Source organism: Desulfosporosinus hippei DSM 8344 (assembly GCF_900100785.1).
Classification (GTDB): domain Bacteria; phylum Bacillota; class Desulfitobacteriia; order Desulfitobacteriales; family Desulfitobacteriaceae; genus Desulfosporosinus; species Desulfosporosinus hippei.
The window spans coordinates 30,187-48,576 of the sequence record NZ_FNCP01000033.1 but is presented as its reverse complement, the minus strand read 5'-3'; the positions used below and the strand labels follow the sequence as shown (position 1 = coordinate 48,576).

General features: G+C 40.1%; 19 protein-coding genes and 2 tRNA genes. 3 read left to right on the top strand and 18 right to left on the bottom strand.

The genetic code is table 11. The annotated features are described in order from the left end of the window. Positions 1 to 213 precede the first annotated feature (213 nt). Positions 214 to 663, top strand: a complete 450-nt coding sequence (locus tag BLS16_RS20455) for a hypothetical protein (protein ID WP_092335482.1) — start codon at positions 214 to 216, stop codon at positions 661 to 663. A 45-nt stretch (positions 664 to 708) separates the two neighbouring features. Here BLS16_RS20455 and BLS16_RS20450 read toward each other — a convergent pair whose 3' ends face one another. From BLS16_RS20450 to BLS16_RS20425, 6 genes are all read right to left on the bottom strand, one after another. Next, the gene (locus BLS16_RS20450) at positions 709 to 1,596 is read right to left on the bottom strand and encodes a GNAT family N-acetyltransferase (RefSeq protein WP_092335481.1); all 888 of its coding nucleotides are present in this window, start codon (positions 1,594 to 1,596) and stop codon (positions 709 to 711) included. Between the two features lie 79 nt (positions 1,597 to 1,675). Next, positions 1,676 to 2,581 (bottom strand): DUF2156 domain-containing protein, encoded by a 906-nt coding sequence (locus tag BLS16_RS20445; protein ID WP_092335480.1) that lies wholly within the window; start codon positions 2,579 to 2,581, stop codon positions 1,676 to 1,678. A 124-nt stretch (positions 2,582 to 2,705) separates the two neighbouring features. After that, a complete protein-coding gene (gene dsdA / locus BLS16_RS20440; protein WP_427846391.1) occupies positions 2,706 to 4,052 on the bottom strand; it encodes a D-serine ammonia-lyase in 1,347 nt (448 codons plus the stop codon). A gap of 26 nt (positions 4,053 to 4,078) precedes the next feature. Continuing rightward, complete coding sequence (locus BLS16_RS20435; protein WP_092335478.1) at positions 4,079 to 4,396, bottom strand: hypothetical protein; 318 nt, start codon at positions 4,394 to 4,396, stop codon at positions 4,079 to 4,081. A gap of 63 nt (positions 4,397 to 4,459) precedes the next feature. After that, positions 4,460 to 4,885 carry a CBS domain-containing protein gene (locus BLS16_RS20430; RefSeq protein ID WP_092335477.1) on the bottom strand — a complete coding sequence of 142 codons (426 nt, stop codon included), beginning with the start codon at positions 4,883 to 4,885 and terminating at the stop codon, positions 4,460 to 4,462. Positions 4,886 to 5,429: 544 nt separating this feature from the next. Continuing rightward, the gene (locus tag BLS16_RS20425) at positions 5,430 to 5,549 is read right to left on the bottom strand and encodes a DUF4023 family protein (protein ID WP_092335476.1); all 120 of its coding nucleotides are present in this window, start codon (positions 5,547 to 5,549) and stop codon (positions 5,430 to 5,432) included. A 235-nt stretch (positions 5,550 to 5,784) separates the two neighbouring features. Between BLS16_RS20425 and BLS16_RS20420 the strand changes: the two genes are divergently transcribed. Beyond that, positions 5,785 to 5,861: transfer RNA gene (locus tag BLS16_RS20420), tRNA-Lys, on the top strand. A 22-nt stretch (positions 5,862 to 5,883) separates the two neighbouring features. After that, positions 5,884 to 5,971 (top strand) — tRNA-Leu (locus BLS16_RS20415). A gap of 238 nt (positions 5,972 to 6,209) precedes the next feature. Here the strand turns inward: BLS16_RS20415 and BLS16_RS20410 are convergent. The 12 genes from BLS16_RS20410 to BLS16_RS20360 all read right to left on the bottom strand — a co-directional run bounded on the left by BLS16_RS20410 (position 6,210) and on the right by BLS16_RS20360 (position 18,145). Next, positions 6,210 to 7,262, bottom strand: coding sequence for an ATP-grasp domain-containing protein (locus tag BLS16_RS20410; protein ID WP_092335475.1), 1,053 nt, complete (start codon positions 7,260 to 7,262; stop codon positions 6,210 to 6,212). 81 nt (positions 7,263 to 7,343) lie between these two features. After that, positions 7,344 to 8,201 (bottom strand): class I SAM-dependent methyltransferase, encoded by an 858-nt coding sequence (locus BLS16_RS20405; RefSeq protein WP_092335474.1) that lies wholly within the window; start codon positions 8,199 to 8,201, stop codon positions 7,344 to 7,346. Positions 8,202 to 8,282: 81 nt separating this feature from the next. Next, on the bottom strand, positions 8,283 to 8,603 hold the full coding sequence (locus tag BLS16_RS20400; RefSeq protein WP_092335473.1) for a hypothetical protein: 321 nt from the start codon (positions 8,601 to 8,603) through the stop codon (positions 8,283 to 8,285). Between the two features lie 198 nt (positions 8,604 to 8,801). After that, the gene (locus BLS16_RS20395; protein WP_092335472.1) at positions 8,802 to 9,056 is read right to left on the bottom strand and encodes a hypothetical protein; all 255 of its coding nucleotides are present in this window, start codon (positions 9,054 to 9,056) and stop codon (positions 8,802 to 8,804) included. A gap of 143 nt (positions 9,057 to 9,199) precedes the next feature. Further along, positions 9,200 to 9,334 carry a hypothetical protein gene (locus BLS16_RS24725; protein ID WP_282433781.1) on the bottom strand — a complete coding sequence of 45 codons (135 nt, stop codon included), beginning with the start codon at positions 9,332 to 9,334 and terminating at the stop codon, positions 9,200 to 9,202. A gap of 56 nt (positions 9,335 to 9,390) precedes the next feature. After that, positions 9,391 to 10,251 carry a DegV family protein gene (locus BLS16_RS20390; protein ID WP_092335471.1) on the bottom strand — a complete coding sequence of 287 codons (861 nt, stop codon included), beginning with the start codon at positions 10,249 to 10,251 and terminating at the stop codon, positions 9,391 to 9,393. 283 nt (positions 10,252 to 10,534) lie between these two features. Continuing rightward, a complete protein-coding gene (locus tag BLS16_RS20385; RefSeq protein ID WP_034599625.1) occupies positions 10,535 to 11,767 on the bottom strand; it encodes a (Fe-S)-binding protein in 1,233 nt (410 codons plus the stop codon). Positions 11,768 to 11,790: 23 nt separating this feature from the next. Further along, positions 11,791 to 12,633, bottom strand: coding sequence for an FAD/NAD(P)-binding protein (locus BLS16_RS20380; protein ID WP_014903078.1), 843 nt, complete (start codon positions 12,631 to 12,633; stop codon positions 11,791 to 11,793). Beyond that, positions 12,633 to 13,646 (bottom strand): 4Fe-4S dicluster domain-containing protein, encoded by a 1,014-nt coding sequence (locus BLS16_RS20375; RefSeq protein ID WP_092335470.1) that lies wholly within the window; start codon positions 13,644 to 13,646, stop codon positions 12,633 to 12,635. Before BLS16_RS20375 ends, BLS16_RS20380 begins: the two co-directional genes overlap by 1 nt. A 10-nt stretch (positions 13,647 to 13,656) precedes the next feature. After that, positions 13,657 to 14,607: a 4Fe-4S dicluster domain-containing protein gene (locus tag BLS16_RS20370; protein WP_092335469.1), complete on the bottom strand. Its 951-nt coding sequence runs from the start codon at positions 14,605 to 14,607 to the stop codon at positions 13,657 to 13,659. Further along, positions 14,600 to 15,073, bottom strand: a complete 474-nt coding sequence (locus BLS16_RS20365; RefSeq protein ID WP_052090620.1) for a hydrogenase iron-sulfur subunit — start codon at positions 15,071 to 15,073, stop codon at positions 14,600 to 14,602. The genes BLS16_RS20370 and BLS16_RS20365 overlap by 8 nt, the downstream gene beginning before the upstream one ends. A 39-nt stretch (positions 15,074 to 15,112) precedes the next feature. After that, positions 15,113 to 18,145, bottom strand: coding sequence for an FAD-dependent oxidoreductase (locus tag BLS16_RS20360; RefSeq protein WP_092335468.1), 3,033 nt, complete (start codon positions 18,143 to 18,145; stop codon positions 15,113 to 15,115). Between the last annotated feature and the right edge of the window lie 245 nt (positions 18,146 to 18,390).

Here is an 18,390-nt window from a genome sequence, read left to right as displayed (position 1 = left end):
AGTTGTATTATTTCAAGATGAAAGCGATCAGTTTGTGGCCAAATTCCGATCCGTTTTCCTGTCCGAAAACCGATCAGTTTATTTTACCATTCACAGGGGTTCTACCCTTAGTAAATTGCTAATATAGATTACGACCACATTTGTGGCGAAACCCTGAAGATCTGAATATTCTAGAATATATTACCTATTATGGTATGATGTGGAGATGATATTATGTCTTATGATAGAATAAACCCATTTTGGAATCAACAATCCCTGCCCCAACAAAATCCAGGTTACCAACCTATGCCAATGGGGCAATTCAATCCTAATAACCAGACATGGAGGCCAGATCAGAGCTTTCAGCGATTTCCCTCGACAGGCAGAGGACAAAGTGGCGGAAATCCTAATTGGAGAAACAATCCACAAAACCCAGGTGGTCAAGGCTACTCGACACCTGGATACCCTCCTCAAGGATTTGGTACACTACAACGATCTCCTATACCTGGGATGCAAGGCCAGCAACTTCAAGGATATTCACCCTCACCCCAGAGATTTAAACAAGGGCATTATCCAGACCAACGCGGACAACTCCCTTTACAGCCACAGCCAGCCTGGGAAGAACCTAAAAAAGGTGGAATTAAAGGATTTATCAGCAATCTTATGGCAAAAAGAAAAAGATAATTTAGTACTATAAAAGAGCGGGGCGAGATACTAATCTCGCCCCGTTCAATCAAAAGCCAACCCCAGATACCCTAAGTCTTTCGGTGAAATTCTTACATCCGCTTCGTTATTTGATTTAATCAGTCCAAATAGACGTAAAGAACCTCCTAATTGTTCACCTAAGTAAGCGGGGGTGCGCAGTATATATTCCTTTGCTGTAATTTGTTGGACAATCCGCTTGATTGCTGGGTTTAGCAACTCTTCAGGAAGCAAGAATTCTTTGATCAAGACAACATCTGAAGAAACTCTTTCAACAGCAAAACATCCTTCAATTCCTTGTAAGTTAATAGCATAAATGTCAGCGCCGGAGTACTGGGATAGTTTTTTTTGGTAGACAATGTCTTGATCAAGATAAGAAATATAAAGTCGGCCTTTTAGCTGTCTATTCCTTATTCGATTATAGTTTTCCGGAGTTGCCGATCGTATTTCACAATTTAATTGCTTTTCGATTGGCAAGCAATCTACATCAGTCCGATTAAGAAAAGTCTCCCTAATGTAAAATCCATCTTGATAGCCACGCCTACGATAGTAAGCAAATAGCTCTTTTTTGGCCGGTACTAAAATAGAAAGTCCATATTTGTTCGCCCTAAGATATTGGTTACTAAAATCCATTAATTGAGTAGCAAAACCTTTGTTTTGGTAGCTTGGGTGGGTTCCAATAGCATATAACATAGCTGTATCAGTACTGCAATGATCCTTGAACACAGTTTTGACAGGCAACATAGTCAGCATTGCCGAAATGTCATTGTTTTTGAGCAAGATACAGGTATCTTCATTCTTATAACGATTGGCAAAGTATAAATCAATATAGTCTTCAGGATCACCGAAGCAAAGTCTCCATAACTCTTTAAGCTGATCAATCTCACCAGTCTGGGCTAGCCTTGTTTCAAGCATTTCTTGTATTAATCTCCATCTGCTTATTATTGGGTAAAACATGCTTCAATAAACGTAGGTCATCATCTGAACAATGATCTTAAGCCTCAAAATAAGTGGCAAAGTGTTTTTCTTCTAGGAATTCAGGATGGTAAGATGACTTGGCTTTTCTCAATCCTTCAATCCCCATATCTTCCTCGCGGTTTACATATACGAGCTCAGGATAGTTTTGCTGGATAAATGCAGCAAATTCACGGTTTACGATTTGATAGGCACCAGCTATCTCACCAAAGGCTTTTTCTATATGGATAACATAAGTATCAGAATTTAGTCTCTCCCCCATCGTGTAGGCAATTACTCTACCTTGTACACGAATTAGTCCTCCATCTAAACCCAGATCGGTATAATTCTCAAAACAACGTCGGACAGCACAACATTCTTTAGCGATCTCATCTTGCTCATGATCGCTATTTAGTTTACACCACTCTAAGTTCATCTCCCAGCACTCCGCAATATTTTCCGACGATATTTGTTCAAAACTCCAGTCAGGGTTTTCCTTAATAAATCGGTTGATGTGATTTCGCTTAGAATGTAGTTTATTACCGGTTAACTTCACTAACTTGTCCAATAAATATACATAATCGTAGCTTTCGCGCATCGGCTTATATTCGAAGTGTTCCGGAAACACCCTATTCATAATTGCCATGTTTTCGGGAGATACGCCTGCTAATACAAATTCATGACCGCAAGTAGCAGCGTCTTGCTTCATTGCTTCAAATACTGACAAAATATCATCTGACCCGGCCGGAAAAAAATAATAGGGGGAATCATTGATAACCCCTTTGACCACCAGGTGATGATTGACCTCGGCAATACGATAGTTATAGATTTTTGACCAGGCAAATATGTTTGTGTAGTTTTGATGACAACCACGACTATCTGAAGTGACAAGAAGAGGTTCCATCCACTTCTTATCAGCTAATTCTATTTCTTTAAACTCGATCATTTTATCACTCCAACACTTAACCTATTTTTGACTACTACTTAATATTTTGCTGCTTATTATAATTCGTATTCATAATTGCATAAGTTCTTATTGCCTAAAAATGTAGAAGTTTGAGTAGCTTAATTTATTTCAAGCGTTTGCCGACTCGATAATAATCATTCATTTCCCATGCCGGTACCATTTTACCGCCAGTTGCCCAGATAATATGCGAGGCATTCTGAATTCTATCTTGCAGTCCATTAGACTCAATGTATTTTTGACCAGCATCTGAGCCCAACAAATTAAAGATACCTGGGGCACCTGCCAGAGCAGAAGGTTCCAGAAATATCCCTTCTGTATCGACCATATTACTTAACAATCTATACAGAACTTGATCATTGACAGTGTAAATACCACTTAATAAATTTTCGATGGTTTTGCCCACAAATCTTGATGCTCTCCCGACAGCCAGCCCATCAGCATCAGTAAGGTTATCAATCCCAAAATCTTGTACACATAGGTTATCATGTTCCCCTGTCATACAGCCTAATAACATGCAAGGAGAATGAGTAGGCTCAGCAAAAAAGCAATGTACATTATCTTTGTAAATCAGTTTAAGCCCAAAAGATACCCCACCGGGTCCACCGCCAACACCACAAGGCAAGTAAACGAATAACGGGTGGGCATCATCGACAATAATATTTAGATGATTGAGTTGTTCTTTTACTCTTAATGCAGCCACAGCGTACCCTAAAAACAAGGTGGTTGAATTCTCATCATCAACAAAATAACTATTAGGAGTCATTTCAGCCTGTCTTCTACCCACCTCAACTGCTTTACTATAGTCCGACAGATGTTCAATTACGTTAACACCTTTACTCTTTAGAAGATCTTTCTTCCATTGTTTTGCCTCAGCAGACATATGTACAGTAACCTTAAAGCCTAATTTTGCACTGATAATACCGATACTGAGGCCCAAATTACCCGTTGAACCAACCACAATAGAGTATTTGGAAAAGAACTCCCGAAATTTATCGCTGTCAAAAATTACATAATCGTCTTCTCTTGATAATATCCCAAATTCCAGTGCTAATTTTTCAGCATAGTTGAGCACCTCATAAATGCCTCCTCTAGCCTTAATTGACCCTGAGATAGGCAGATGACTGTCACACTTAAGCAATAAGTTTTTGCAGACAACTGGTTTGTTGAATAAACTCTCCATTTTCTCTTTCATTCGAGGAATAGAAATTAGCGGAGACTCGATAATCCCAGCATTTTCTTTTGTTTCAGGAAATACTTGGGCAATATAAGGAGCGAATTTTCGCAAACGTTCTTCCGCATCCCTCACATCAGCTTCAGTCAAAGGAATCTTAGCAACTGCACTTTCATAATTTAGATAGTTTGGATTTAACCAGAATACCTCATTAGTCTTGAGCATTTCTATCAGAAGCGGATATTCCCGCTGCCATTCCTCTAAAGATTTACCTAAAATCATAGCTTACCTCCCACTAGCCGCTGCTATAAGACGTAATCATCAATCATTTTCCTTACGCATTCTTCACAATTCTTAATCTCAATCGAGTTTGGCAGTTTACTCTTTACAGTACAGTCTGGATGATACTGCTCGCAGGCAGCTCCGCCCACTGTGCCTCTGGATGATTTCATTAAAGTGATTCCTCTATAGAGGATCTCACATCCAGCTATACTTCTCGTTTCTTGAGTCCAATCATCAAAATCTGAAAGTGCTTCTTCAATTGAGTTATATTGATTATATTCTGGATTTCTGGCTCGTATAGGGCTAACAACCACCCATATTTTATTTGGATTATCTTTCATTTGATTACACCCTTCCATTTCTACATCTATTAATACAGTAATTCTAGAAAATAATCATCAACATTAGTTATCGTTAAATTTATTTCGTTGAACTAAGAGTTTAGAGCAGTATTCTATCATTTCTCGACGACGTACAATACCAATGAAAACTTCTTGATCGTCAACTACAGGCACAAAGTTCTGAACAACGGCTCTGGAAATTAAATCCTCCATTTGGGCATTAATCGTAACAGGTATATTTTGAACATGTTGCTTAACTTCGCTCAAACGAATATCCTCAGTATTTTGGAAAGTCAGACCGGGAGTATTTTTCAACTTCCAGAGTAGATCCCCTTCAGTTATTGTTCCAACGTATTTCCCTTCGTCATTAATAAGTGGAACAGCAGAATAACTATGATATTCCATTCTCTCTAAAGCCTGGCGCATGGTGGCACCTTCTTTAAGAAAGACGATATTCTTTTTGGGTATCAGAAAAAAAGCCACATTCATTCCTAAGCTCTCTCCATTTCCATGCAATACTACTACTAGTTTACTACGCACTAACATTAAGATTATATACTACGGCTTGTAAATTCGGTAAGGAAAACAATGGTTGAAGTATTTAGATATGATAACATCTTCAATCTATGGGTTAGTGCTGGCAAACTAACTAAAACAGCCACAAATTAAGCTTGTTCGTGAATAATAATAGCACTGAACATGCAAAAATAGCGTCAGTGCTACCATACATTGGTCTTACTAAGCTTTCGGTCAACATAGGATACCTACATCTTTATACACCATTTCCTATGTTTTTTCAAATGTAGGATAGGGTTTGTTAATGATTATGAATTAAAAAGATTTCTATTAACTAATTATACTACGTAATTATAATACTACAAAATAATAGTGAGTCTTTTTAGTTTTGAGACTCTCACTTCTTCAAGCGGTCATCAGCCCTTCCTTAACAATAGCTTTTAGCTGGCTACTATAACCTTCCACATAAAAATAGGGACTAGATGTACTCACACGAAACATCTGTCCCTAGATTATTTTATTTGTTGGTACTATGTTGTTTATTGGGGAGTTTCCGATCCGGATTTCCTTCACCTTGATTCTGATTATTCTTTAGAGTTTTCTCTTGAGATTTCTGCAATTTCTTTAAATCATCCATTTATTTTTCCTCCCTATATTTAAACCTTGTGTTACTTTAACCAAACCTTCCCCAAAAAATCCTTCATTTGTGAGGTTTTAATCTCGCTATATGAATACTTAGAATTTTACCGATTGCAAGAGTAAAAACCCTCTTGAAACTTTAACGAAAGGATGTATGCTAACTATTTCCTAAGAATGTCATTGACTTTTAGGCGATTATTCTGTAATATGTAAATCGTCTCTGCAATATCAATGGGCCATTAGCTCAGTCGGCTAGAGCACCTGACTTTTAATCAGGGTGTCCCGCGTTCGAGTCGCGGATGGCCCACCAAAAAACATCCTCTAATTAAAATGCCGATGTGGCGTAACTGGCAGACGCACGGGACTTAAAATCCCGCGGACTTAACATCCGTACCGGTTCGATTCCGGTCATCGGCACCAACATATTTTCATACATAGTATTTCAGTTTAAACTATTGACCAGCTCAATGGTTTTTTTGTTTATAGATCACTTCCTGAGTTTATCCGATGACTACCAGCCCTTATCTTATCTCCCATCCTCTACAAGTAGGAGATAAGGGCTGCAACGTCCCTGGATAAGTTCTTCTAAGCCTCAGATGGAGTATGTATTCCTATTAGGAAAACTCCATCTGAGGCTTAGAATCACTTGATCTTTTGCTTATAAATTGACAATTTCATAATTTTCAGTTGTTCGTATTTGAAAGCCCCAGCGAATATTATCTGGAGTTGTAACCTTTTTTCCCATGAGCAACTTGATACCTAGATCTAATAAGTTCACCCCTGTAAAACAGGATTTGTGAATGCCGGCTGACATGCGGGTATTAATTTCTATTAAATAAGCTTTTCCTCTATGGTATTTGATTTGAATATTAAATAAATAACTTAGGGAGAATTCTTTAGCGAGCTTTTGAGCCAGCTCAATGAGATCTTCTCGATATTCAATGTTCTGCCGATATAGGTCTAGCTTTCTGCGGGGAATTGCTATGATCAGTTCCCCCCTGTTTGCTAAACAATCAATAGAGTACTCGTCACCTTCTAAGTATTCCATTACCATAAATGGTTTTAGATTATTCGAATTCTTTAATATCCTAACGATTCTATCTTTAACAATTGTCGAACTTGTCGTTTTATAAAGTTCATCCTCTTCTGACATAGTGTCTATGATAAGTTTGAAGCCATCTCCTCCTATTCCAGAGATTGGCTTCAAACAAGTATTTCCGATTTTAGATATTTGATCTTCGGCCATCTGAAAATCCAGGTAATTTCTAACAGAAAAAGATTTCGGAATTCCTAAAATATCTTTGTTATTTAAAGCCTCATAAGTTTTCAATTTATTATCAAGAAGTTGATAAGTTTCACTGTTCCCCACAAACATTACTTTAACCCCAAGATTTTCAAAGCGATCCTTAAACTTAATCAATGTCGAAACATTATACCTGGGTATAAAAACATTAATATTGTGTTTCTGACAAAAGTCCAAACAATAGTTTGTATAGTCCTTTCCATCGATAACTGGCTCAACTTCAAAATAATCAGCGACTTCTTCCAAATAGCTATTGGGTGACACGTGTGAAATATAAAGTTCATACTTTTTGGAATCATTGTCTGCTAAAAACCTTTGGATAATTTTGTGAGTTGATGAAAAACAACGATTGAAATAGATTCTTGTTGTGGTTTCCTCCGAGTTTGTCTTTAAAGCTTGATTATTCATTGTAAAATGTTTACCTCCTATAAGCCCCTATAGGATTGGCAAAATACTCATATTCCATACATTTTCTTAATTAATTAATGCTTAAATACTACTTAGCACTGCTAGATTTTTTCTAAATATTACTTTTCGTACCCAATCTTTAAATCCCAATTTTACTGGCGTAGGTTTTCGTCCGTAAATTAGACCAAATCCGAAGTAACTCCGGTTACGCTTCATAAAGCCTGCATTCTTTTGCAATCTAGGCAAAAGAGTGGGCTGTCTTTTGATTTTATTGGTGAGATCCTTAATTAAAACCCAATCTTTTTTGAGCTCATTCATAACAATATTGCCATTATCCTTTAAGGCTTGGGGGTTCTTAATTTCCACATCCTGAAATCCGGCTTCTGCTAAACAGTTATGCCACTCTTCAAAAGATAACGGATTGGTTCCTGCACCAAAACAATCTTCCATTTGATGCCTAAGATTAACCGGCAATTCCTTTAGTAAGGCCATTTCCAAGTCAGCTATTCTTCCCTCAGGCTTTAGTACTCTAAAGAATTCTCGATAAACCTTTACTTTATCTAAAAATACTGTAATTGACTCTCCTATCACAATATCAAATTTATTGTCTGCAAAGGGTAGTTCATAAACATTGGCAATATTGAACTCGACCAAATGAGATACTCCCTCTTTTTCGGCCCTGATGCGCGCTTTTTCAATCATTTGAGAATTTATATCTATTCCCATAACTTTGCAGCCAATTGTTTTAGCTAAATAACATGCGGTGAGACCACTGCCACATCCAGCATCAAGCACATAATCATTGGGCAAGATTTGCAGGACAGCTAGATTTTGTTTGGTGGCAGGAAAGCCTCCTGGATGAGAACTGCCTATACCAAGCCAAGCAATTAATTCGAAATAGTTCATATCAGCCACGCGTTTGTTTTGACTTAACTCCATAGTGGCCCTCCTTCTGAGAATATATGGTATTATATTCCTGGAGCAAGCCTGCTTGAAACTTGTTCTTTCCTTTATTAAGGATCAGAAAACTAATTTGAGAACAGAAATACATGTCCACAAAAATACCATATAGGCTAAAAAACATATCCTAGATTCTTGATCCCTATTTGTTACTAAATCTCTGCAAAAGACTAATCCTAAGCCTGAAATTGTTAAATCCATTAGTACGGATATTATGTAATTTACTAAGGTGTCACCACTTAAATAAGCGAGCATAAGGTCTAGAGCGGTTAGTATTGACATGGAGATTAAAAAAGTATTTGCTAGTACTGGCCATTTTTGCGTTCCCCGCGAACTACTTCTTTTTCCAAACTCACCTAAACCGACTCTTGAAACTGCCATAATAGATACCTTCTTTCCATATAATAATGCTGCTATGTCTTAATCATTTATTTTATAGGTTTAACTCTAACACGAGGAAAAGACAAAAAAATGTTCAGCGAGATTATCGACCCCCGTAATAAAAAAGCCGGATAGATCAACTTTCGTTGACCTATCCGGCTACTGTTATCAAGCTTGCCTAAGGTATTATCGCTTACGCTATTTAGGAAATTTTTTTAGATTAATGGTTTCATGAACCTCTTCTGATCTTATATCGATAACTTCTCCAAAGGTATACATCTGGGATCTTGTACTATGTTTAGGAAATTTCTTTTTCGGGAAGTAATGTCGATATAATCCATATAGGCTCAGGGTGACTGCACCGACAATAAGGACTCCAAAGGAAAAAACAATCGTTGTGCTAACAATTAACAGAATCGCAAGGGACCAAATTATTCTACTGAATTTTGACATATCAAGACCTCCTTACTCCTCACTCTAATTGTATCACAAGTCCTAAGAGTTTAGAAATCATCTATTTCTATGAGTTCTCCGTCTTCAAAATTAATGTAAAAACTAGCTTGACGTGTACAACCCTGCACACCACAGGTTCCACTTCAAACGGGTTCCAGCATACTGCGGTTAATTTTATAGTTAGATACACAAATTCTACACACTTGGCTCCATGCTTTAGTACCATCGGAATGCTTTGGATTAGCATTTTTAAACTTAATGCCCTTATACTCGTACACTAGGATCCCTCTTTCTTAAAGATTACTCGGTTCACTTCATATTCCTATTCAGGATATCACGATCTCATTGGCATTTTTGTATAATAAGCAATTCCGATTGCACCGGGCCCGACGTGCAGACCGATGACTGGTCCAATATCCAATACTTCAGGATCTACGTTGATTTTTTCCTTAATCACTCTGGCAAGTTCCCTTGCTTCTGTCTGGCAATTGATATGGTGAACGATAATTTCTCCTAAACCATATTCTTTTATATCCTGCATCATCTTTTCAACCATAGCCAGAACAGCATTACCTTTAGTTCTAACTTTCATAAGTATATTTGTCTTGCCATTTTCTACTGTCAAGATAGGAATTATTTTAAAAAGGTTGCCAATTAAAGCACTAGCCCCTCCAATTCTGCCACCTTTTTTTAAATACTCTAGGTTATCCGGAATAAATATGAACCTGCTTTTTCTAATATTATCTAAGGCAGCTTCCTTAACTTGCTCAAGCGATTCTCCTGCTTGCGCGGCTCTTGCTGCTAACAGCACTGCAAAGCCAAGTTGCATGCAGTTTGATCTGGAATCAATAATCTCTATCTGGGCATCTTTATGCTTTTCTAATACCATAGCCTTGACAATTTGACCTGTTGAGAAAGTACCACTCATCTCTGCAGACAGAAAAATGCAGCATAGACTATCCCCCGTCTCTACGACACTTTTCATTTCCTGATAGAGTTCGCCAATTGAAGGCTGGGAAGATATGGGGATCCCTTTCGCAGACATCATTGGATAAAAAGTCTGGTTATCTATATCAACTTCTCTAAGACTGTCAGTTCCAAAGGTAAGATTTAAAGACACTGATCTTATATTGAATTCTTTTCTGGTGGCTTCAGGTAAGTAGCTTGTACTATCTGTTAATATCTGTACTGCCATTGTTTAGCTCTCTTTCATAATTATTCAGATCCGTTTATAGGCAGGTAGTTTCCGTAACTATGCTGCGGTCAATAGGCTTGATTCTAATTTATATTATACCCTTTCTTGAAGAGCAATGTGTAATATAAATATTGATTTTATCTTGCTTACTCCAGAGAGTAGTGGCTGGGGAGTCAAATATATCAAAAAAGCCCCGACGATGCGGTCATTATGATTCCGCTGTCGGGGCTTTCCGATCTATAAAAAGGATCTTTATCAAACTAAGCTAACATATAGACCTATGTTACTCTGCTGCCGGAGCCTCAGGAGCATCATCAGGCACTAAAGCATTCTCTATAAGAGTACTGAGATGGTGCATCTTCATACCCAGCTTATAGAATTTATTCATGTCATTAAACTGGTCAATACAGTTGTGGCAAGGGATACATCCGATTTTAGCACCGGTTGCCACTAATTGATCGACTTTTGGTTTAGCCTTAGCCATACGCTGTTGCTTTGTAGCTGCAACCGCTAAAGCTCCGCCTCCTGCTCCACAACAAATATTATACTTGCCCTCTGGATTCATTTCGCGATAATCTTCGACGACATGTTTAATAACATAGCGCTGTGGTTCATAGACTCCTTCTTTTCGAACCGTATTACAAGGATCATGAAGGGTCACTGGTAGAGGATTCTTGCTCTTATCCAGTTTCAGTCTGCCTTCCTTGATCCAATCAGCGTAAATTTCAACTATATGGCGTACAGGGAATTGTTTTCCCTTCCAGAAGCTGCGCTGAAACATTTTACTCGAGCGGAATGCGTGACCACATTCTGTAACGATTAATTCCTTAGCATTTAAACGTTCAACTTCTTCAAAAAGCGGACGGGAAATTTCTTGGAACTCATCGTTTTTACCTGTAAACAGGCAGATATTAGTAGCATCCCAACGCTTGCTGCTCAGGGTATAATTTGCTTTAGCTGCGTAGAAGACATGGAGGATCGTTTGCAGTTCGTGTGGGTAATGCTTGACCTCTCTGGCATTGAAGCCAAACATGAAATCTGCATCCGGCTTGTCGATAGGAATTTTGTAGTTTGGATCATTTAATTCTTTTTGGAGTTCCTCTTCGAGCCATTCTAGAGTTTCATCATAATCAAGTTGTTCGACTGCCATTTGGTTACCTGTACGTATATGGTCATCGGCAATGTGTTGTAAGTGACCCGGAGGCATAGCAGTTTTTCCACGGAAAGCTCTTGTGAGAGCTGCAATATTGACGCCCATTGGGCATTCAACAGTACATCGCTCACACATATTGCAGCTCCAGACAAAAGGATCATTTTCCACTTCTTCACGTAATCCTAGAGCAACTTTACGAATAAACTTACGTGGGTCATTATCCTCAACTAAATCACTGTACTTACATCCAGCCGTACACATACCGCAAGTAAGGCAGTTAGAGAAATCATATCCTTTTAATAATCCAGCCACTTCTTCTCTAAGGGTAGGATCTAAATCTTTAACTCTAATGGGTTCAGCCATTCTTACTATCACCTCCGACTTGATTAATATTCATTAGGCAGTTCTTTTAATTGAGCCATGGAGAAAACAGGGCCGTCTTTACAGACATATTCTGTACCGATATTACAACGTCCGCAGATTCCCAACCCGCATTTCATACGCATTTCTAAAGAAGTGTAGATTCGCTCGGGAGGGAAGTTTAATTTCTCTAAAACAGGTAAAGTAAATTTGATCATAGCCGGTGGTCCGCAGACAACAGCATAGGTGTCTACGGAAGAGGGAGCAATTTGTTCAGTTATACTGGGAATAAAACCTACGTGCTTAGTCCATCCTTCAGCCGGTCTGTCAATGGTAGTGACTAAGTTGATGTTGGGATTGTTTTCCCACTCTGCTAATTCTTCTTTGTAGAGCAATAAGCCGGGGTTTCTGGCACCGTAAATAACGGTAATATCGCCATAATCTCCGCGATGCTTATCATCAAGCATGTATTTTGCCAGGGAACGCAGGGTGGTAAAAGCAAAACCTCCACCAATGATAACGACATTTTTGCCTTTAAACTGTTCGATAGGATAATAGTTACCCATGGGGCCTCTAACCCCAACCATAGTTCCTTCTTCCATGAGGTGAAGAGCATTGGAGACACAGCCTACCTTAGCTACCGAGAATTTTAAAATTCCAGGCTCGGTGGGTGAGGTTGCGATTCCGAAAGGAGCTTCGCCATGGCCATAGGCACTAAGTTCTGCAAACTGGCCAGGCATGTATTTGAAGTTTTCTTCATCTTGTTTGTTCATAAATTCTAGGGTAAAGGTATTGATGAGTCTATCTTCAGTTTCCACTAAATTCTTAACTAGTTTCATGGTTATTGGGAGATATGGATTCTGTTGCATCATTCCACCACCAATTCTGCTTTGTTAGCCCCATCAACGACTTGTCGGATATCCATATTGACTGGGCAACTTTTTATGCAGCGACCACAGCCTACGCAGGACATAGACCCATTGTTGTGGACAAAATAGTTGAACTTATGCATCAATCTTTGACGCCAACGGGTTTTTTTGTTATCCCGCGGGTTATGACCCGATCCATGAAGTGTAAAGAGCGGAGCCATGCAAGCATCCCAAGTTCGTACTCTGGTACCTTCATTCTTGCGTACTTCCTCAGAAATATCGAAGCAATGGCAGGTAGGACAGGAGAAGGAACAAACATTACACCCCAGGCACTTTTCTTGCAGTGTATCCCAGTAAGGACTGTTAAACATTTTGTCAAGCTTACTGGTAGTGTTGGAAACATCAATCTTACTGGGGGTTTCAGCACTCTTGATTTTATCGACCAAGGCTTGCTCATCAGCAGTTAGTTCAGCAAGAGCTAAACGGTCAGCCAAAGCTTTCCCTTTCTCAGTAACAACCTCTACCTCATAGGAATCGCCGAGATCGATCAAAAACAGATCCGATCCTTCACTTCCTGCAGGAGAAATTTCAAAAGAAGAGCAGAAACAAGTAGGAGCTATCTTAGTGCAACCCAGCCCAATAATTACAGCTTTCTCACGACGCTCATAATAATATGGGTCTGTATACTGATCATTTTTAAATACTTTATCTAAGAGCAGCATTCCTTTGGCATCACAAGGTCTTATGCCAAAAAGGATGGTGTTCTCAACCTTCAGTTCGCTCTTAACGGTGACATCCTTACCCTCTTTCTTATAGGACATGAGTTTTTCATGTTGAGGAAAGAAAAAGGCTTTGGGAGGAAGTTTAGAATTTAGATAATCTTGCTTGACGTCTGAGAAGCTTTTGACTTCTGTGAAAGCAATTCCGCTGCCATCACTAACAGGAGCAATTACTTTATAATCAGCGACCAAAGCATCAAAGGCCTGGCCAAATTTTTCTTTACTTATCTTCATTATCTTCACCTCACTCCTTTACCAAGAACTGTTCTGGATCATTGGTTGTGTATTCGTTAAGAGCAGGTTTACCGTCTTCGCTGATACCGGCTTCATGATTATACATGGTGTATACATCTTTGGTCATTTTGCGGTTCAAGGCCCGAATGTCCACGCCTTGGGGACAAGCGCGAGTACAAGCGCCACAATCAACACATCGGCCTGCTAAGTGCAAGACACGTCCGGCTTGGAAGAAGAGATTTTCCGCACGATTTACGCCACCGGTAAGCCATCTGGGGGAGTTGCAATCCACAAAGCATTCTTGGCAATAGCACAAAGGACAGGCATTGCGGCAGGCATAACAACGGATGCACTTGCTCATTTGCTCTTTGAAATAATCTTGGCGCTCGCCAGCAGATTGTTCTTCCAAGGCTATAACATCTGCAAAGGCAGGTGCTTCTTGAGAAACAGCAATGGTTTCTCCAAGGTGAACATCTTCTAAGACCGGGTTAGGATAACGACAGGTTTGGCAGGTAGCATCTTTTAATTCAGCGAAGAGATACTCTTTGTCCCCAGCCATTCCTTTAACGGAAATTTTACCGTCATTGATGCCGGCTTCTAGGATTTCTCCCACCTCAGCGACAATTTTTCGTTGGTCGATAACACCGGTACAGGAAACCCCGATAATATATAAGTCATCTCTGACTAATTGGTTTTCTTGTAAGAGAACTGCTAAGGCACGACTGTCACAGCCTTTAGCCACAATAGCTTTTTTTCCGGGAGTCTTAGCAACATAAGTGGCTAAGTTATTCTCGCAGGTTTCATCCCAAATCAATGAGTCGACCTCGGCCGGAGAATGGGCGAAGAATGGTGTGGCCTTAAGAGGCAGGGAACCTTTTTCGTATCCAATAACTACGTCAACTTTGCCTTCTGCCAGCAACTGACGGGCTTTATCTCGGATATCGTTAATGATATTATTCATCCGCTGCTGCACCCCCGTCATCAACTACTTTAAATATTCCATTATTAGGGCCGAGGGCACTAACACGCTCGGTAACTCCTTTTACGACTTCTGCAAAGCGGATACCTTCCGCTGCTGATACCCAGGAAAAACTGATTCGGTCTTCCTCTAGCCCAACGTGGTTAAGCAGGGACTTAATGAGGGCAAATTTTCGGCGTGCTACATAGTTGCCGCTGATATAATGGCAATCTCCCGGGTGGCATCCGGAAACTAAGACTCCGTCAGCTCCATTGGCCATTGCTTTTAGTACATATAAGGGGTTGATTCTGCCGGAACATGGGACTCTGATAGTCCTAATGGTTGCCGGATATTGTACTCTACCAACCCCGGCTAAATCTGCTCCTGCGTAACTACACCAGTTACACAAGAAAGCTGCAATTTTAGGTTCATACTTTTTATTTTCAGCTTCTACCTGAATTTCTCCCATAATCATCTACCTTTCCCTAGTTATTCGGTGCCTAAAAATTTATAGGGAGTTTAACATCTCGACAATTTGCTCGTTGGTACATCCTCTGAGGCTTAAGGCTCCGCAACGGCAACTAGAAGCACAAGCTCCGCAGCCTTTACAGAGAGCATCATTGACAACTGCAACGCGATTTACTTGGTCAACTGTGATAGCTTTAGCTGAGCAAACAGCTTCACATGTTCCGCAAGCGGTACACTTACGTTTATTAACAAAGGCATTTAGACCCGCTGATTCTACTTGATCTTTAGACAGGGCTACTCCCGCACGTCCTGCAGCAGCCTTAGCTTGAGCTATGACTTCTTCCATGTTTTTCGGACTGTGAGCGATACCTGCCATAAATACTCCATCAGTACTGAAGTCAACAGGACGCAATTTCATATGTGCTTCTAAGAAGAAGCCTTCGGCATTTAAGGGGATTTTGAACCATTTAGAGAGTTTTTTACCATCGGCAGGAGCCTTGATAGCTGCTGCTAGGCAAAGGACATCAGTTTCTATTTCAATAGGTCTGTCTAAGACATGATCATTAACTGTAACAAGAAGTGTATCCCCTTCTTTGCTGACGACAGGTTTGGCGTTTTCACTATAGCGAACAAAGATGATTCCAATTCTTCTTGCTTCCTCATAGTCCTCTTCAAAGTAGCTATAAGTTCTCATATCTCTGTACAGAACAAAGACATTGGCAGCAGGATTTTTCTTTTTCATCTTCAGCGCTAATTTAACGGATTTAGTACAGCAAGTACGGCTGCAGTATGGATTTTCTACAGTACGTGAGCCTACACATTGAATGAAGACAAAGTTCTTGGCCCCTTCAACCTTGGGATCATGGTTGTAAATGGCTTCATCCATTTCGATTTGGGTCATGACGCGCTCGTCTTGACCATAGAGATATTCATTGGGCTTATACTCTTGACCGCCAATAGTGAGGAGTGCCACACCATGAGCGATTTGTTCGCCGTTTTCTAAGGTAGTGGTAAAGTTGCCTAAGAAACCGCCCACATCTTTAATTCCTACACCTACATGAAGCTTGATGTTGGCATGATTGCTGACCTTTTCGATAAGCTCCGCAACAAAGGCTTTCATGTCTTCTCCTCGGAAGCCGGTGGAGAATCTTCTGGCGACGCCGCCTAAAGCACTGTCTTTTTCTACTAAGTGAACTTCATACCCTTGATCGGCTAGGGACAGGGCACTGGTCATACCGGCAACTCCGCCGCCGATTACCATGGCTGCATGGTTCATGTCCATGAAGATCGGTTGGGTTTGTTGCTGCATGGAGGCCCGGACAATCGCTAATTTTGTGAGATCTTTCGCTTTCTCCGTCGCTTGTTCCGGTTGATTCATGTGAACCCAGGAACATTGGTCACGAATGTTAGCCATATCGAACAGGTGAGCATTCAAACCTGCTTCTTTTAAGGTTTCTTGGAACAAAGGCTCGTGTGTTCTTGGGCTGCAGGAGGAAACAACAATTCTGTTTAATTTTTGTTCACTGATTAAGGCTTTGATGGATGCTTGAGCATCTTGGGAACAGGCATAGATCTTATCCGTAGCATATGCTACAGTGGGCAGGGTTTTAGCATATTCAACGACGCTGGGCACATTAACAACACTGCCGATATTGACGCCACAGTGACAAATAAAGACTCCTGTGCGAATAATATCGCCGGCAACATCCATTTCCGGTGGATATTCTTTTTCACTGACTAAAGTTCCCCGTTCTTCCGCTAATAAAGCAGAGGCAGAACCGGCTGCGGCACTGGCTTGCATAACGGTTTCAGGGATATCTCTTGGTCCACTGAAAGCTCCTGCAGCAAAAATCCCTTCTTTAGAGGTGTTAACCCCACTCAAAGGCTCAAGCTCAGCGAAGCCATACTTATTGACTTTAAGGTCTAGAAGTTTAGCTAATTCCTTAGAGCTATCTCCTGGCTCTAAGCCGACAGACAGTACCACTAAATCAAATTGATCGGTTAAAATTTGGCCGTCTTCTGTGGAGTATCTGATAACTGCATCACCGGAATCATCCTTAGCTTCAGTGACCTCATATACTCTGGAACGGATGAAATTGACACCTTGTTGATTCTTGGCATTGTTATAATATTTTTCAAAATCTTTTCCGGGGGTTCTCATATCCATATAGAAAATAGTTGTGTCTACAGGAATATGACTGTGCTCTTTGGCAATTACAGCTTCCTTAATTGCATACATACAGCACACACCGGAACAGTAGTTATTTCCGATTTTTGCATTTCTGGATCCTACACACTGAATCCAGGCGATTTTTTGAGGTTCCTTTTTGTCAAAAGGTCTCACTAAATGCCCGTCGAAGGGTCCGGATGCGCTGAGCAGTCGCTCAAATTCTAAACTTGTGATGACACTTTTGATTTTTCCATAGCCGTAATAATCCAAGGAAGCGGCATCAAATATTTTGAAGCCAGGATTAAGAATCATTGATCCTACTTCGACTTCAAATTCCTTGTCTTCCATATGATGGTCGATGGCACCGGCTTGACATGCTTTAACACATTTCAGGCAGATGTCTTTCCCCTTGGCTTTTCCTCGGGTTTGATACAAGCAATTTTGTTCGTCAATGCCATAAGCATTAGGGAAAGCTTGGGAATACTGTTTGAAGGCAGCTTTACGCTTTCCTAAGCCTTGGTTGAACTCATCATCGACTTTGACTGGACATGCTTCAGCGCACGCTCCGCAACCTGTGCATTTTTCCAGGTCGATGTAACGTGCTTTTTGTTTAATGATGACTTTGAAATTTCCAGCTTCTCCTTCAGTTCTGACAACTTGTGAGTTGGTGTAGGTTCTGACATTCAGATGGCGTCCGCATTCAACTAGCTTTGGAGACAAAATACACATGGAGCAATCATTGGTTGGGAAGGTCTTATCCAACATCGGCATAGTACCGCCAATAGCTGACGATTCTTCTACCAGATGAACTAAGTATCCCGACTCTGCCAAATCCAGTGCTGCTTGAATCCCTGCAATCCCTGCGCCAACAATCAAAACAGAACCTATTTTATTTTGACTCATTACAACCCCTCTTTCATCCTTACTCCTTATTAAAGATAGTTACAACAATCACAAGGAATAGTAACTATGTTCGCCAAGAAATTAAAAAATCCTCTTTTAAAAAGACGAAATATTATGGAATTAAATAATTTTATAGCTAATTTGTTGATCCTTGACATATGTTCAATAAACCAATCCCCAAATGCCTGAATGATTTACCGCTCATCAAGACCCCCGCTTTATTAAAGCAGGGGATTTTAGTGCAA